We start from the raw sequence: 15,282 nt of genomic DNA on the forward strand, positions 1-15,282 counted from the left end.
GGCGTTACGGTTCGAGCAGCCGCTGCAGCCGCAGTTCCTCGAAATCGAGTTCCGATTCTATGCGGTGCAGCGTCGCGTCGTCGACCTTGCCGTCGCGGTGCAGGTCGAGCAGCGCGCCGCGCGACACGCCGACGAGTTCGAGCTCGACGCGCAGCATGCGGGCGCGCACGCCGGCCGGTTCGGCGCCTTGCCGGTGCGCGCGTTCGTTGAACATGACGCGGTTGCGGTATTCGGTGAGCAGGCGGTCGAGCGACGGGCGTTCGAGATCCGACCCGCGCCGCTCGCGCGCGTCGAGTTCGGCGAGCGCCGCGCCGAACGTATGCGCCCGCACCGCGTGTTCGGACATCGTGTGGCGCGCGGCCGGGCGCAGCTTCAGCACGCGGATCAGCGGCGCGAGCGTGCCGCCCTGCACGACGAGCGTCGCGATGATCAGCAGGAACGTGCTGAACAGGATCAGGTCGCGGCCGGGGAAGTTGCCCGGCAGCGCGATCGCGGCCGCGAGGCTCACGACGCCGCGCATGCCCGACCAGCCGAGCACGACGGCTTCGCGCCACGACCACGGCGCGTGACCCGTGCGCGGCGCGCGCAGGCGGCCCGGCAGCCACATCGCGACGAATACCCACACGACGCGCGCACCGATCGCGGCGGCAGTGGCCGGCAGCGCGACGCGCAGGCCGGCCATCAGCACCGCGCCTTCGTGGTTCACGCGCGCGAGGATCGCGTGCAGCGCGAGACCGATCAGGATGAACACGAGCGCGTCGAGCACGAACACGATCGCTTCCCACGTTGCCTTGGCCTTGATCCGCATGTCGGCATCGAAGACGCGATGCTGGCGTACGCCGAGCACGAGGCCGCAGGTGACGACCGACAGCACGCCCGAGCCGTCGACGGCTTCCGCGATGCCGTAGCTGCCCCAGGCCATCGCGAAGGTCACGACGATGCCGAGCATCGGGTCGCGCAGGCGCGGCAGCACCCAGCTCATCGCATGGCCGCAGGCGAGGCCGACCGCGATGCCGATCAGCGTGAGCGAGAAGAACAGGCCGGTGGCGCTCGCGGCCGTGATCGAGACGGCGAGCGCGGCCGATACGGCCATCTGGTACAGCAGCAGGCCCGATGCGTCGTTGACGAGGCTTTCGCCTTCGAGCACCGCGACGAGCCGTGCGGGCAGCGGATGGCGTTGCAGGATTGCTTTCGCGGCGACCGCGTCGGGCGGCGAGACGATCGCACCGAGCGTGAAGCACGCGGCCCAGGGCAGCGCCGGGTTCGCGGCATGCACGGCGAGCGCGACCGCGACGGTCGTGAACGCCACCGCGCCGAGCGCGAGCGACGCGATCGATGCCAGTTGCTCGCGGAATTCCTTCCACGCGGTGTAGAACCCGCTCGACATCAGCAGCGGCGGCAGCACGGCCGCGAGCAGCAGCGCCGGATCCATGTCGGGCACGCGCTTGCCGGCGACCGCGATCACGCAGCCGCCGAGCAGCAGCACGACGGCCGGCGGAATCGAGATCCGCTCGGCGAGCCACGTGAGCGCGCCCGCGCCGCAGATCAGCAACAGCAGGTAATGGAACAGTTCGACGTTGGTCATGCGCGGCCGCGAGCGAAGGGGGGCATCACGACGGCTACCGGAACGGCACCGTCAAAGTCTTGAAAGCGTAGCGGGTTTGCATAAAGAAAAAAAGGACGGCCCCGAGGGGCCGTCCTTCGTTGGTCCGGCCCGGCCGTGCGACCGGCCGGTTTGCCGTAACGGTGAGGCGATTACAGGTTCGGCGACAGCGCGAGCGCGTTCGTCAGGTCGCCCATCGGCTGCGACCCGTTCGCCTTCAGCGCGTCGTCGCGCTGTTGCAGGCCCGCGAGGCGCGGCAGCGAGAAGCGGCGCGTGACGAAGCGCAGGATCGAGCCCGTGTCGTACAGCGTGTGGTCGACGAAGCCCTTCTTCGCGAACGGCGACACGATCAGCGCCGGAATGCGCGTGCCCGGACCCCAACGGTCGGCGGTCGGCGGCGCGGCATGATCCCAGAAGCCGCCGTTTTCGTCGTACGTGACGACCACGACCATGTTCTTCCATTGCGGGCTGGCCTGCAGGTGTGCGATCACGTCGGCGATGTGCTGGTCGCCGGACGTGACGTCCGTGTAGCCCGGGTGCTCGTTCAGGTTGCCTTGCGGCTTGTAGAACGTGACCTGCGGCAGCGTGCCCGCATCGATCGCCTTGATGAACTCGGCGCCGTTCGCGCCGCCGTCGAGCAGGTGCTGCGCGCGGCTCGCGGTGCCCGGCGCCTGGTTCGCGAAGTAGTTGAACGGCTGGTGGTGCGGCTGGAAGTTCGGCGTCGACAGGTCGGCGCCGTAGATCACGTTCGACGTGCCGTTCTGGCTCGCCTGCAGCGCCTGGCCCCATGCGCCGCCATACCACGCCCACGACACACCCGCGTTGGTCATCAGGTCGCCGATGTTGGTCGCCGTCTGCGGCGGCATCGTCGACGGATTGGCGGGGTCGGCGAGCAGCGGGTCGCCGCCCGTGGCTGCCTTGTTGCCGCTCGGCTGGTACGCCGGCTGCATCGTGTTGACGCCGTAGAAGTCAGGCGTCAGCGCGCCGTCGTTGACGAACTTCGGCGGGCCGCTCAGCGCGGAGGCCGGCGAGTTCGTCGCGACCTTCAGCGACTTGCCGTCCGCGTTCAGCACGGCGATCTTGCCGGCCGCCGGGCTCTTGTCGGCGTTCGCGTAGAACGGCGCGCACGCGCAGATCAGGTACTGGTGGTTCAGGAACGAACCGCCGAACGCACCCATGAAGAAGTTGTCGGCCAGCACGTACTGCTGCGCGATTTTCCACAGCGGCAGCTTCGACGGATCAGGCGTGTAGTGGCCCATCGTCAGGCCACCCGCGTCGGTCCACGCGGCGTACATGTCGTTCTTGCCGCCGTTGATCTGCATCTGGTCCTGGTAGAAACGGTGCACGATGTCGCGCGTCGCGATGCTCATCGACTGGTTGAAGCCCTTCGGGTCGTCGATCGCGAACGGCGCGTTCGGCAGGTTCGCCGTCATCGCCTCGGTCACCGCCGGCGTGATGCCGGTCGCGGTCAGGCCGCCCCAGATCTTCGGCAGCGTCGCCATCGTCGAGCCGTCGCGATCCTTCTGCACCGAGTTCGCGGCCGTCGCGTTCTGCAGACCGTTCGCGCCCGGGAAATTGCCGTACAGGTTGTCGAAGCTGCGGTTTTCCGCATAGATCACGACGACGTTCTTGACGGCCGACAGGCCTTGCTGCGTGACATCGTCACCGCCGCAGGCGGTCAGGCTCAGCGCGGCCGCGAGGGCGATCGGCGTGTAGCGAATCCAGGCGTACTTCTTCATGCGATGTTCTCTCTCATTCGTCGTTGGTCGCGTGTGGGAACCGGGTGGCGGGAGGGCCGGCGCACGAACCTCGCGGTACCGCCCGGCTGCGCGCATTATCTGGAACCGATTTGACAGCCGGGTGTAGGCGCGCTTTCAATTGACTGTCGGTCGAACGTCATTCAACGGTCACGAAACTGACATAAGCTCCGGCCGATCGCTCACCTGCCCACCGCTACTAGAACAACGACGATGCACACCCTTCTGAAATCCTTCGCGTCCGCACGCTCGCTGATCCCCGCCGCGGCGACGCTGGCGCTGGTCGGCGCGCTCGCGACGCTCGCCGGTTGCGATGCGCAGCCCGGCACGAATGCGTCGGCCGCTTCCGTCGTACCGGCGGCCCAGGCTGCTCCGGCCGCCCCGGCGGTCGCGCCGGCCGGCCAACCGCAGACGCGCGCGCAGGTGTTCGAGGGCGTGAAGCAGATGACGGCGCTCGGCAAGCAGCTGTTCTTCGATCCGTCGCTGTCCGGGTCCGGCAAGCTCGCGTGCGCGTCGTGCCATAGCGCCGAGCATGCGTTCGGGCCGCCGAACGCGCTGTCGGTGCAGCTCGGCGGCGACGACATGCACCGTACCGGCTTTCGCGCGGTGCCGTCGCTGAAGTACCTGCGCGGCATCCCGCCGTTCAGCGAGCACTTCCACGATTCGCCGGACGAAGGTGACGAAAGCATCGACGCGGGTCCGACCGGCGGGCTGACCTGGGATGGCCGCGTCGATACGCGCGATGCGCAGGCGCGCATTCCGCTCATGTCGCCGTTCGAGATGAGCAGCTCGCCCGCGCGGGTCGCGAAGGCGGTTCGCGCCGCACCGTATGCCGACGCGTTCCGCAAGGCGTTCGGCGACCAGGTTCTCGGCGACGACCAGGCGACGTTCGGTGCGGTGCTGCGCGCGCTCGACGCATTCCAGCAGCAGCCGGCACTGTTCGATCCGTACACGAGCAAATACGACGCGTACCTGGCCGGCCACGCGAAGCTCACGCCCGCGGAGTTGCACGGGCTGCAGCTGTTCAACGACGAGAAGAAGGGCAACTGCGCGAGTTGCCACATCAGCCAGCGCACGCTCGAAGGCGGCCCGCCGCAGTTCAGCGATTTCGGGCTGATCGCGATCGCGGTGCCGCGCAACCGCGCGCTGCCCGTCAACCGCGACCCGCGCTTCTTCGATCTCGGTGCGTGCGGCCCCGAGCGCACCGACCTGAAGGGCCGCGACGAATTCTGCGGGCTGTTCCGCACGCCGTCGCTGCGCAACGTCGCGCTGCGCAAGACCTTCTTCCACAACGGCGTGTATCACTCGCTCGAGGACGTGATGCGCTTCTACGTCGAGCGCGACATCCATCCGGAGAAGTTCTACCCGGTCGTGCACGGCAAGGTGCAGATCTACGACGATTTGCCGAAGCGCTACTGGCCGAACATCAACCGCGAAGCGCCGTTCGACCGCAAGCGCGGCGAGCAGCCGGCGCTGAACGCGGCCGAGATCAAGGACGTGATCGCGTTCCTCGGCACGCTGACTGACGGATATCAGCAAACGGCCGCGCCGGCCAAGCCCTAGAAGACGTTCATTACAGCACGCATGCTATGCTCGCTCGCTGACGGGCGCGGTGCGTGCCGGAGCGCCGGCCGCCGGTTCGCCGGCACGCACCGCGCCGTTCGATCGAACATCCAAGGAGAAAAACATGTCGATGCGTGCATCCCTTTCCGTCGTCACGCGTGTGCTGGCCGGCGCCGCGTGCGCAGCCGCGATGCTGCCCGCCCATGCGCAGAACAACCTGAACTTCCTGAACGACACGCCGATCAGCTATTTCAGCAAGACCGATCGCGCGTCGCTTTCCAAGGCGGTCGTGCAAGTGCGCGACGAAGGCAAGGACGGCGAAACCACGACGTGGCAGAGCAGCGGTCGCGGCACGCAGATCGACGCGAAGCTCACGCCGACCACGTCCGAGAGCGACGGCAAGACCTGCCGCGAGATCGCCACCGAAATCACCGCGAAGGGCCAGACGATGACGCTCAAGCCCGTCTACTGCAAGACGGCCGCGGGCAAGTGGCAGCTGCAGAAGCGCTGAGCACGCGTGTGATGAGACGGGGCGGTGCGCCGCGCACGGTGTCGTGCGGCGTCGTGATCCTCGATGCGGCCGGCCGCGTGTTCCTCGCGCACGCGACGGATACCACGCACTGGGACATCCCGAAGGGGCAGGGCGAGCCGGGCGAGACGCCGGCCGACGCCGCGCTGCGCGAGCTGCTCGAGGAAACCGGCATCGAATTCGCGCCGGCCAGGCTGCTCGATCTCGGCCGCTTTGCGTACCGGCACGACAAGGACCTGCACCTGTTCGCGGTGCAGGTGGCCGAAGGGGAGATCGATCCTGCGCACTGCACGTGCACGTCGCTGTTCCCGAGCCGTCGCGACGGTTCGATGATTCCCGAGATGGATGCGTACCGCTGGACCGTGCCGGGCGACGTCGACGCGTATGCGAGCCGCAGCCTCGCGCGGCTGTTTCGCACGAAGCTGTCGCTGGCTGAGTTGCATCGGCGGTTGTCGGGCGGGTGAGCGGGCCTTGCGCTGTCGCGTTCCGCTTCGATACACGCAATAAAAAAACCGGCCTGAGTGCCGGTTTTTTCATGGTCACGCGACGGCGGCCGTCGAAGCCGCGCGCCGCGTGCGGGAGCAGGCCGTCAGGCCGGCTTGCCCCAGCTGTCGCGCAGCCCGACGATCCGGTTGAACACCGGCTTGCCCGGCTTCGAATCGACACGGTCCGCAACAAAGTAGCCGTGCCGCTCGAACTGCAGGCGCGTTTCCGGCGCGATGTCGCCGTTGCCCGGCTCCAGATAAGCCTGCACGATCTTCTTCGAATCGGGATTCAGCGCTTCGAGGAAGTTCGCGCCGCCCGCGTCCGGGTGGGGCTCCTTGAACAGGCGGTCGTAGATCCGCACTTCGGCCGGCTGCGCGTGCTTCGCGCTGACCCAGTGGATGTTGCCCTTGACCTTGTACGTGTTCGCGCCTTCCGTGCCCGACTTGCTGTCCGGGAAGTAGTTGCAGTGCACGGCCGTCACGTTGCCGTCGGCGTCCTTGTCGAAGCCCGTGCATTCGATCACGTAGCCGTAGCGCAGGCGCACCTTGTTGCCCGGGAACAGGCGGAAATAGCCCTTCGGCGGGTTTTCGACGAAATCCTCGCGCTCGATCCACAGCTCGCGCGAGATCGGGAACGTGCGCACGCCGCGGTCCGGGTGGTGCGGATGCACGGGCGCCGTGCACGCTTCCTCGAGGTCTTCCGGATAGTTGTCGATCACGAGCTTCAGCGGATCGAGCACCGCGACCGTACGCGCGGCCTTGTCGTCGAGGTCGTCGCGCAGCGCGCCTTCGAAGATGCTCATGTCGATCCACGAATCGATCTTCGTCACGCCGATCCGTTCGCAGAACAGGTGGATGCTCTCCGGCGTGAAGCCGCGACGGCGCACGCCGACGATGGTCGGCATCCGCGGATCGTCCCAGCCGTCGACGTGGCCTTCGGTGACGAGCTGCAGCAGCTTGCGCTTGCTGGTGATCGCGTACGTGAGGTTCAGGCGCGAGAATTCGATCTGTTGCGGCAGCGGGCGCGTGAACATGCCGGCTTCCGCGAGTTCGTTCAGCACCCAGTCGTACAGCGGGCGGTGATCCTCGAATTCGAGCGTGCACAGCGAATGCGTGATGCCTTCGAGCGCATCCGAGATGCAGTGCGTGTAGTCGTACATCGGATACACGCACCATGCGTCGCCGGTGCGGTAGTGATGCGCGTAGCGGATCCGGTAGATCACCGGGTCGCGCATGTTCATGTTCGGCGAAGCCATGTCGATCTTCGCGCGCAGCACATGCTCGCCTTCCTTGAACTCGCCGGCCTTCATGCGGCGGAACAGGTCCAGGTTCTCTTCCGGCATGCGGTCGCGGAACGGCGACGGCTTGCCGCCTTCCGTCAGCGAGCCGCGGTTCGCGCGCATTTCATCGGCGCTCTGGCTGTCGACGTACGCCTTGCCGCGCTTGATCAGCAACTCGGCGAACTCGTACAGCTTGTCGTAGTAGTCGCTCGCGAAATACTGGTGATCGACCGCGTCCTTGCGCCAGTCGAAACCGAGCCAGCGCACCGCGTCGACGATCGAGTCGACGTACTCGACGCTTTCCTTTTCCGGGTTCGTGTCGTCGAAGCGCAGGTGGCACACGCCGCCGTAGTCGCGCGCGACGCTGAAGTTCAGGCAGATGCTCTTCGCATGGCCGATGTGCAGATAGCCGTTCGGCTCGGGCGGGAAGCGCGTCTCGACGCGTCCGCCCCATTTGCCGGTGCGGTTGTCGTCGTCGATGATGTTGCGGATGAAATTGGAAGCCGCGGGGGCGTCGTTGCGTTCGGTGCTCATGCGGTTGGCGTCAGGTTGTGTCGGCGCGTCGCGCCGGTTTAATCCTGTAATTCTACCTGACCGGGGTCCGTCCCGCGCGGCTCGCGGGTCCGGCACCGTGCGTTCGCGATGCGTACCGCAATATATCGAGTGTGTGTCGGCTGTAACACGACGTAAATCGGATTGCTGGCGCCGTTCGGGTTTTCCTATGATGGCTTTACCGATACAACGCCGCCATTCGTATATTTTTCCGGGCGGAAGGAAGCCAATAACCATGATGAAGAAGACCACTTTTCTCGTTCGTACCGCGGTGATCGTCGCGGCCCTGTCGCAACTCGGCGCGTGCGCGATGACGCATACGCAGCGTAATGCCGGTATCGGCGCGGCCGCCGGCGGCGCGCTCGGCTACCTGATCACGGGCGGCCCGGTCGGCACGGTGGCCGGTGCGGCGGCAGGCGGCCTGGTCGGCGCCGGCGTACGCTGATCGCAGCCGGCAGGCGCCCGCGATGCGGGCGCCATTGAACGCCGGACGGTCGTGACGTCGACCTGAACACGCATCACGGCCCGCTCGGCCTTCTCGCACATCCCTCCGGTTTTCGACAGGCAGCATCAGGGAGAGGAGGGTGTGCGACACTGCGTCGACGCCACAACACGATTCCATTCGTCGACGCATTCCTCCATGAGCGCCCCCTTCGTTTTCGTCCTGCCGGGCTACGCCAATTCGGGCCCGCTTCACTGGCAAAGCCGCTGGGAGCGCGCCGACGCGCGCTTCTCGCGGGTCGCGATGCCCGACTGGGACCGCGCGTTCCGCAACGGCTGGTGTCTCGCGCTCGATCGTGCGGTCGAAGCCGCGCGCGGGCCCGTGCTGATCGCCGGCCACAGTCTGGGCACGCTGACCACGGCATGGTGGGCGACACGCTATGCGCGTCCGGCCGCGCTCGCGAAAGTGCGCGGGGCGCTGCTCGTCGCGTTGCCCGATCCCGCCGCGCCGGCGTTTCCGGTCGACGCGCACGGTTTCGGCCCGGTGCCGCACGAGCGGCTGCCGTTTCCGACCTGCGTCGTCGCGAGCAGCGACGATCCGTACGGTTCGCTTGCGTTCGCGCGCGGCTGCGCGCACGCGTGGGGCAGTGAATTCCGTGACATCGGCCCGCGCGGCCACATCAACGCGGACAGCGGGCTCGGCGACTGGCCGGCCGCCCGCGGCTGGCTCGACGCGCTGGCGGTCGCAGGTTGACCGTGTTGCGCAGGGCGGATCGCAGGACCGTCAGATCGTCTGCTTCGCCTTCAACGCCGCGATCCGTTCGTCGTCGTCGCCGAGCAGCGGGGGGAGCCACGCGCTTCGGCAGTCCCCCGACGCATGTCGCGCCATCCGGGTTCATCGCTTGGTGGGCGTGTGCGGCAGCAGGCACGTCTGCCGTTGGGCAGCGCTCCGAATTTCTGACGTGTCCCATATCGCTTGAAGTCGGTAATGGGTAGTCTGGCGGGCCATTCGACCAGACTGAAAGCCTCCATGCCAGTCCAGCCCGCTCAATATCACGGACCAATGCCGCTCGGCGTCGTGCGGCTGGCTCGCCATTCGCTGAGTGACCGGTTCGGCTCGCGCGGATGTGTGCGGCTGAGCGAAGCCGATGCGCGGCAACTGTACGAATGGACACCGGTCGGAACAATGGTGCACGTGTCATGACGCGCGCGGCAACAGGCCGGGTTGTCCGCGCGACCGGCGTCGTGTTCGTCGCCGTGCTCGTTGGATTAGCTTGGCGAAGCATGATCGGAAGCACGGGCAGTCCCGCGCCTATCGCGCCGGGTACCGAAATACTCAGCGTGCAGCCGGATGAGGTGATGTCGTTTGTCTACACCGCGGGTACGCTGAGCGTGAACGCGCATCGCGTGCAGCCGGCGGCACCGTTCTCCGTGCGCGTCACGTTTGCCGATGGCCGCGCTTCCCGGCAGTGTGTCGCGCCACCTGGGCTGGCCGACCGGCTCGCGCCGCTCACCACGCTGATCGCGCGCGGTGGTGTGTCCGGCGCCGAGCTCGAGACGGCGTTCCCGGCGCCGCTCGGCACGCTGGAAATGCGCGATCGCATCGCCTCCGAACCGCTTCCGACATTAGTGTTCCGGGGGGCGGCCGACACGGACGCGGTGGTGGTCACCGGCCTCCCGGGCGCGGGCGATCGCGCAATCGTCATCGGTCCGGCCGCGCGTGCGGCGCTCGCACTGCTTGCTGGTGGGTGCGATACGCTTGCGCAGCGCTGACTCCCGATATACCCGGCCGACGCTCCTTACGTGGGCAGTCGGGCCGGGTGTCACGCGCGCTCAAATCGCCTGCTTCGCCTTCAGCGCGGCAATCCGTGCGTCGTCGTAGCCGAGCATGTCGCGCAGCACGTCGTCGGTCTGCGCGCCGAGCAGCGGCGGGGCCGTGCGCGCATCGGGCGGCGTCGCGCTCATCCGGATCGGGTTGCGCACGAGCTTCACGTCCGCGCCGCACGGGTGCGGCAGCGATACCTGCATCCCGCGCGCGACCACCTGCTCGTTGTCGAACACTTCGTCGAGATTGTTGATCGGCCCGCACGGCACGCCGGCCGCTTCGAGCACGGCGATCCAGTCGGCCTTGTCGCGTGCCTTCACCATCTCCGCGAGGATCGGCACCAGCGTGTCGCGGTGGCGCACGCGCGACGGGTTCGTCGCGAAGCGCTCGTCGTCGGCCAGTTCGGACCGGCCGCCGGCTTCGACGAACTTGCGGAACTGCCCGTCGTTGCCGACCGCGACGATGATCCAGCCGTCGCGCGTCTGGAACGTCTGGTACGGCACGATGTTCGGATGCGCGTTGCCCCAGCGTGCCGGCGGCTTGCCGCTCGCGAGGAAGTTGGTGTTCATGTTCGCGAGCAGCGCGACCTGCACGTCGAGCAGCGCCATGTCGATGTACTGGCCAACGCCTGTGCGGTCGCGGTGCGCGAGCGCGGCAAGCACCGCGATCGTCGAATAGAGGCCCGTCGCGAGGTCGGCGATCGCGACGCCGGCCTTCTGCGGGCCGCCGCCCGGCTCGCCGTCGCGCTCTCCGGTGATGCTCATGAAGCCGCCGATCCCCTGCACGATGAAGTCGTAGCCCGCGCGGTGCGCGTACGGGCCCGTCTGGCCGAAGCCGGTGACCGAGCAGTAGACGAGATCGGGCTTCACCGCACGCAGCGAGTCGTAGTCGAGCCCGTATTTCTTCAACTGGCCGACCTTGTAGTTCTCCAGCACGACGTCGCTTTGCGCGGCGAGCTCGCGCACGATCTGCTGGCCTTCGGGCGTCGCGATGTCGATCGTCACCGAGCGCTTGTTGCGGTTCGCCGCGAGGTAGTACGCGGCCTCGGCGGTATCCGCGCCGTCCGCGTCCTTCAGGTACGGCGGCCCCCAGTGACGCGTGTCGTCGCCGGCGCCCGGGCGCTCGACCTTGATCACGTCCGCACCGAAATCGGCAAGCGTCTGCGCGCACCACGGGCCCGCGAGCACGCGGGTGAGGTCCAGCACGCGGATATGGCTCAGGGCACCCATCGTCGAATCGTCTCCTTTCATGGCTGGCCCGTCTTGTCCGGCAGGGCCGATTGGCATGCCAAGCATCTTAAGGCGAATCGGCCGCGCGGGTGGCCCAGCCGGGCCGGCCGGATGGCCGAGCCGCTTTGCCGGCGCTTTGCCCGGAAGCCGGCCCCGATCCCGTATAATCGATCGTTTCCGAATCCATGCCGCCGCGCGCCCCGCCTGGGGCGCCGGCGTTTGAAGCCGTCTTTGCCAGACTGTCCCCGCACGCCATGAAAGCTGCCGAAATCCGCGAGAAATTCCTCAAATTCTTCGAATCGAAGGGCCACACGATCGTCCGCTCGTCGAGCCTCGTGCCCGGTAACGACCCCACGCTGATGTTCACGAACTCGGGCATGGTCCAGTTCAAGGACGTCTTCCTCGGCACGGATCCGCGCCCGTACTCGCGCGCCACGACGGCGCAGCGCAGCGTGCGCGCGGGCGGCAAGCACAACGACCTCGAGAACGTCGGCTACACGGCGCGCCACCACACGTTCTTCGAGATGCTCGGCAACTTCTCGTTCGGCGACTACTTCAAGCACGACGCGATCAAGTTCGCGTGGGAGCTGCTGACCACGGTCTACCAGCTGCCGAAGGACAAGCTGTGGGTCACGGTCTACCAGGAAGACGACGAGGCGTACGACATCTGGGCGAAGGAAGTCGGCGTGCCGACCGAGCGCATCATCCGCATCGGCGACAACAAGGGCGCGCGCTACGCGTCGGACAACTTCTGGACGATGGGCGATACGGGCCCGTGCGGCCCGTGCACCGAAATCTTCTACGACCACGGCCCGGACGTGTGGGGCGGCCCGCCGGGGTCGCCTGAAGAAGACGGCGACCGCTACATCGAGATCTGGAACCTCGTGTTCATGCAGTTCAACCGCGACGCGCAGGGCAACATGACGCGCCTGCCGAAGCAGTCGGTCGACACCGGCATGGGCCTCGAGCGCCTCGCCGCGGTGCTGCAGCACGTGCACAGCAACTACGAGATCGACCTGTTCCAGAACCTGATCAAGGCCGCCGCGCGCGTGACCGAGATCAGCGACCTCACGAACAACTCGCTGAAAGTGATCGCCGATCACATCCGTGCGTGCTCGTTCCTGATCGTCGACGGCGTGATCCCCGGCAACGAAGGCCGCGGCTACGTGCTGCGCCGGATCGTGCGCCGCGCGATCCGCCACGGCTACAAGCTCGGCCGCAAGGGTTCGTTCTTCCACAAGCTGGTGGCCGACCTCGTCGCCGAGATGGGCACGGCCTATCCGGAGCTGAAGGAAGCCGAGCAGCGCGTGACCGACGTGCTGCGCCAGGAAGAAGAGCGCTTCTTCGAGACGATCGAGCACGGGATGTCGATCCTCGAAGGGGCGCTGGCCGACGTCGAGGCGAAGGGCGGCAAGGTGCTCGACGGCGAACTCGCCTTCAAGCTGCACGATACGTACGGCTTCCCGCTCGACCTCACGGCTGACGTGTGCCGCGAGCGCGGGATGACGGTCGACGAGCCGGCATTCGACGACGCGATGGCGCGCCAGCGCGAGCAGGCGCGCGCGGCCGGCAAGTTCAAGGCCGCGCAGGGTCTCGAATACTCGGGTGCGAAGACCACCTTCCACGGTTACGAGGAAATCGCGTTCGACGACGCGAAGGTCGTCGCGCTGTACGTCGACGGTTCGGCCGTCAACGAAGTGAAGGCCGGCCAGGATGCGGTCGTCGTGCTCGACCATACGCCGTTCTACGCGGAATCGGGCGGCCAGGTCGGTGACCAGGGCGTGCTCGCGAACGCCGCGACGCGCTTCGCGGTGGCCGACACGCTGAAGGTGCAGGCCGACGTGATCGGTCATCACGGCACGCTGGAGCAGGGCACGCTGAAGGTCGGCGACGTGCTGCGCGCGGAAATCGACGCGCATCGCCGCGCCCGCACGCAGCGCAACCACTCGGCCACCCACCTGATGCACAAGGCGCTGCGCGAAGTGCTCGGCGCGCACGTGCAGCAGAAGGGGTCGCTGGTCGACGCGGAAAAGACCCGCTTCGACTTCGCGCACAACGCGCCGATGACCGATGACGAAATCCGTCGCGTCGAGCAGATCGTCAACAACGAGATCCTGGCCAACGCGCCGGGCATCGTGCGCGTGATGCCGTACGACGAAGCGGTGAAGGGCGGCGCGATGGCGCTGTTCGGCGAGAAGTACGGCGATGAAGTGCGCGTGCTCGACCTCGGTTTCTCGCGTGAACTGTGCGGCGGCACGCACGTGCAGCGCAGCGGCGACATCGGCTTCTTCAAGATCGTCGTCGAAGGCGGCGTCGCGGCCGGCATCCGCCGTGTCGAGGCGATCACCGGCGACAACGCGGTGCGCTACGTGCAGGAGCTCGACGCGCGCGTGAACGAAGCGGCGGCCGCGCTGAAGGCGCAGCCGTCGGAACTCACGCAGCGCATCGCACAGGTGCAGGACCAGGTGAAGTCGCTCGAGAAGGAGCTGGGCGCGCTGAAGTCGAAGCTCGCATCGAGCCAGGGCGACGAGCTCGCGCAGCAGGCCGTCGAAGTGGCCGGCGTGTACGTGCTGGCCGCGACGCTCGACGGCGCCGACGCGAAGACGCTGCGCGAAACGGTCGACAAGCTGAAGGACAAGCTGAAGAGCGCGGCGATCGTGCTGGCGGCCGTCGAAGGCGGCAAGGTCAGCCTGATCGCAGGCGTCACGCCGGACGCGAGCAAGAAGGTCAAGGCCGGCGAACTCGTGAACTTCGTCGCGCAGCAGGTCGGCGGCAAGGGCGGCGGCCGTCCGGACATGGCGCAGGCAGGCGGCACCGAGCCGGCCAACCTGCCGGGCGCGCTGGCCGGCGTGAAGGGCTGGGTCGAAGAGCGGCTCTGATCGTCACGTCGTCGAGGCGATGCCGTTTCACTGACGGCATTGGCTGACCAAAAAAACGACCCGATCGGCACGCGCCGGTCGGGTCGTTTTGTTTATGCGCGTCGCTCCGTGCGGCGACGCGCGAACACGGGTCAGGCCGTCACGGTCGCCGTCGGCTGCGTCGCATCGGCGGGCGGCCGCCCGGCTTCCGTGAGCGCATCGCGCAGCGCGGCGAGGGCGGCCGATGCATAGCCCTGCCGCCACGCGAGCAGCGTGTCGATGCCTTCGAGTTCGGGGATCGTGTGCGCGGCGATGTTGCCGGTTTCGGGCTGCAGATCGAGTACCGAACGCGGCGCGACCGCGACGCCCGCGCCGGCCGCCACACACGCGACGATCGCGTGATACGAGCCCAGTTCGAGCACGCGCGCCGGCTTCACGCCATGCGTCGCATACCACCGCTCGACGTACTTGCGATATGTGCAGCCGCGCTCAAACGCGATCAGCGTCGGCAGGATCACGTCGCGCGGCGTGCGCACCGGCGGATGGCCGCGCGGCGTCAGCAGCACGAGATCCTCGCGGAAGATCGGCACCGTCTCGAACGTGTCGGGCAGCGCGTCGGGCTCGGGCGGGCGGGCGAACAATGCCGCATCGACCTCGAAGTCGCGCACGCGATCGATCAGCCAGCCCGTCGTGCCCGTTATCAGTTCGAGCGACACGTCGGGCCAGGCGTGGTGATAGCGTGCGAGTATCGTCGGCAGCCGGCTCGCGGCCGTGCTTTCCATCGTGCCGAGCCGCAGACGGCCGCGCGGCGTGTCCTCGCGCACCGCGTCGCGCGCTTCGTCGGCGAGCGCGAGCAGGCGCTCCGCATACGGCAGCAGCGTGTGGCCGGCCGGCGTCAGCACCAGTCGGCGCCCGTCGCGCACGAACAGCGCCGCACCGAGTTCCTCCTCGAGCTGCTTGATGCGCGTCGTGACGTTCGACTGCACGCGATTGAGCTTGGCCGCCGCACGCGTCACGCCGTTCTCGCGCACGACCGCCCGGAATATCGCCAGCGCGGCCAGATCCATGATTCTCTCCAGGGGATGAGTCGATTCTCAATTATTCATTTTTCGAGAACGTTTGGTCAAGCTACGATGAAGGCATTCCGATTTCCGATCCGG

Annotated in this window: 13 protein-coding genes; 8 read left to right on the forward strand and 5 right to left on the reverse strand. The window is 67.6% G+C overall.

Annotation, left to right across the window (positions count from 1 at the left end):
• Positions 1-4 precede the first annotated feature (4 nt).
• Together AC5LXX_RS06930 and AC5LXX_RS06935 are read right to left on the reverse strand one after the other, a co-directional pair.
• Positions 5-1,585, reverse strand: a complete 1,581-nt coding sequence (locus AC5LXX_RS06930) for a cation:proton antiporter (protein ID WP_493410925.1) — start codon at positions 1,583-1,585, stop codon at positions 5-7.
• 170 nt (positions 1,586-1,755) lie between these two features.
• Complete coding sequence (locus AC5LXX_RS06935; RefSeq protein ID WP_493410926.1) at positions 1,756-3,342, reverse strand: acid phosphatase; 1,587 nt, start codon at positions 3,340-3,342, stop codon at positions 1,756-1,758.
• Between the two features lie 231 nt (positions 3,343-3,573).
• Between AC5LXX_RS06935 and AC5LXX_RS06940 the strand changes: the two genes are divergently transcribed.
• The 3 genes from AC5LXX_RS06940 (at position 3,574) to AC5LXX_RS06950 (ending at position 5,916) form a co-directional block, all read left to right on the forward strand.
• A complete protein-coding gene (locus tag AC5LXX_RS06940; RefSeq protein WP_493410927.1) occupies positions 3,574-4,923 on the forward strand; it encodes a cytochrome-c peroxidase in 1,350 nt (449 codons plus the stop codon).
• Positions 4,924-5,047: 124 nt separating this feature from the next.
• Positions 5,048-5,434, forward strand: coding sequence for a hypothetical protein (locus AC5LXX_RS06945; RefSeq protein ID WP_124455934.1), 387 nt, complete (start codon positions 5,048-5,050; stop codon positions 5,432-5,434).
• An 11-nt stretch (positions 5,435-5,445) separates the two neighbouring features.
• Positions 5,446-5,916 (forward strand): NUDIX hydrolase, encoded by a 471-nt coding sequence (locus AC5LXX_RS06950; protein WP_493410928.1) that lies wholly within the window; start codon positions 5,446-5,448, stop codon positions 5,914-5,916.
• A gap of 125 nt (positions 5,917-6,041) precedes the next feature.
• Here AC5LXX_RS06950 and AC5LXX_RS06955 read toward each other — a convergent pair whose 3' ends face one another.
• Positions 6,042-7,751 carry a glutamine--tRNA ligase/YqeY domain fusion protein gene (locus AC5LXX_RS06955; protein WP_493410929.1) on the reverse strand — a complete coding sequence of 570 codons (1,710 nt, stop codon included), beginning with the start codon at positions 7,749-7,751 and terminating at the stop codon, positions 6,042-6,044.
• A 253-nt stretch (positions 7,752-8,004) separates the two neighbouring features.
• Between AC5LXX_RS06955 and AC5LXX_RS06960 the strand changes: the two genes are divergently transcribed.
• The 4 genes from AC5LXX_RS06960 to AC5LXX_RS06975 all read left to right on the forward strand — a co-directional run bounded on the left by AC5LXX_RS06960 (position 8,005) and on the right by AC5LXX_RS06975 (position 9,983).
• Positions 8,005-8,214, forward strand: a complete 210-nt coding sequence (locus AC5LXX_RS06960) for a YMGG-like glycine zipper-containing protein (RefSeq protein ID WP_006497729.1) — start codon at positions 8,005-8,007, stop codon at positions 8,212-8,214.
• A 195-nt stretch (positions 8,215-8,409) separates the two neighbouring features.
• Positions 8,410-8,964, forward strand: coding sequence for an RBBP9/YdeN family alpha/beta hydrolase (locus AC5LXX_RS06965; protein ID WP_493410930.1), 555 nt, complete (start codon positions 8,410-8,412; stop codon positions 8,962-8,964).
• Positions 8,965-9,273: 309 nt separating this feature from the next.
• Entirely contained in the window at positions 9,274-9,414 is a 141-nt protein-coding gene (locus tag AC5LXX_RS06970; protein WP_493411096.1) for a L,D-transpeptidase, read from the forward strand.
• Entirely contained in the window at positions 9,411-9,983 is a 573-nt protein-coding gene (locus tag AC5LXX_RS06975) for a hypothetical protein (RefSeq protein ID WP_493410931.1), read from the forward strand. The genes AC5LXX_RS06970 and AC5LXX_RS06975 overlap by 4 nt, the downstream gene beginning before the upstream one ends.
• Before the next feature lie 60 nt (positions 9,984-10,043).
• Here the strand turns inward: AC5LXX_RS06975 and AC5LXX_RS06980 are convergent, their stop codons facing one another.
• Positions 10,044-11,264: a CaiB/BaiF CoA transferase family protein gene (locus AC5LXX_RS06980; RefSeq protein ID WP_493410932.1), complete on the reverse strand. Its 1,221-nt coding sequence runs from the start codon at positions 11,262-11,264 to the stop codon at positions 10,044-10,046.
• A gap of 254 nt (positions 11,265-11,518) precedes the next feature.
• On the opposite strand from AC5LXX_RS06980, the gene alaS reads away from it, so the two are divergent.
• The gene (alaS, locus tag AC5LXX_RS06985; RefSeq protein WP_493410933.1) at positions 11,519-14,143 is read left to right on the forward strand and encodes an alanine--tRNA ligase; all 2,625 of its coding nucleotides are present in this window, start codon (positions 11,519-11,521) and stop codon (positions 14,141-14,143) included.
• Between the two features lie 131 nt (positions 14,144-14,274).
• Here alaS and AC5LXX_RS06990 read toward each other — a convergent pair whose 3' ends face one another.
• Positions 14,275-15,189 (reverse strand): LysR family transcriptional regulator, encoded by a 915-nt coding sequence (locus AC5LXX_RS06990; protein ID WP_493410934.1) that lies wholly within the window; start codon positions 15,187-15,189, stop codon positions 14,275-14,277.
• Positions 15,190-15,282: the final 93 nt, after the last annotated feature.

The sequence above is a fragment of the Burkholderia torrens genome (assembly GCF_984668525.1).

Bases quoted from the DNA above. Each gene is read 5' to 3' on its own strand.
- AC5LXX_RS06935 (WP_493410926.1), bottom strand. From the start codon at position 3,342: ATGAAGAAGTACGCCTGGATTCGCTACACGCCGATCGCCCTCGCGGCC.
- AC5LXX_RS06960 (WP_006497729.1), top strand. From the start codon at position 8,005: ATGATGAAGAAGACCACTTTTCTCGTTCGTACCGCGGTGATCGTCGCG.
- alaS (WP_493410933.1), top strand. From the start codon at position 11,519: ATGAAAGCTGCCGAAATCCGCGAGAAATTCCTCAAATTCTTCGAATCG.
- AC5LXX_RS06975 (WP_493410931.1), top strand. From the start codon at position 9,411: ATGACGCGCGCGGCAACAGGCCGGGTTGTCCGCGCGACCGGCGTCGTG.
- AC5LXX_RS06965 (WP_493410930.1), top strand. From the start codon at position 8,410: ATGAGCGCCCCCTTCGTTTTCGTCCTGCCGGGCTACGCCAATTCGGGC.
- AC5LXX_RS06940 (WP_493410927.1), top strand. From the start codon at position 3,574: ATGCACACCCTTCTGAAATCCTTCGCGTCCGCACGCTCGCTGATCCCC.
- AC5LXX_RS06970 (WP_493411096.1), top strand. From the start codon at position 9,274: ATGCCGCTCGGCGTCGTGCGGCTGGCTCGCCATTCGCTGAGTGACCGG.
- AC5LXX_RS06980 (WP_493410932.1), bottom strand. From the start codon at position 11,264: ATGGGTGCCCTGAGCCATATCCGCGTGCTGGACCTCACCCGCGTGCTC.
- AC5LXX_RS06955 (WP_493410929.1), bottom strand. From the start codon at position 7,751: ATGAGCACCGAACGCAACGACGCCCCCGCGGCTTCCAATTTCATCCGC.
- AC5LXX_RS06950 (WP_493410928.1), top strand. From the start codon at position 5,446: ATGAGACGGGGCGGTGCGCCGCGCACGGTGTCGTGCGGCGTCGTGATC.
- AC5LXX_RS06930 (WP_493410925.1), bottom strand. From the start codon at position 1,585: ATGACCAACGTCGAACTGTTCCATTACCTGCTGTTGCTGATCTGCGGC.
- AC5LXX_RS06990 (WP_493410934.1), bottom strand. From the start codon at position 15,189: ATGGATCTGGCCGCGCTGGCGATATTCCGGGCGGTCGTGCGCGAGAAC.
- AC5LXX_RS06945 (WP_124455934.1), top strand. From the start codon at position 5,048: ATGTCGATGCGTGCATCCCTTTCCGTCGTCACGCGTGTGCTGGCCGGC.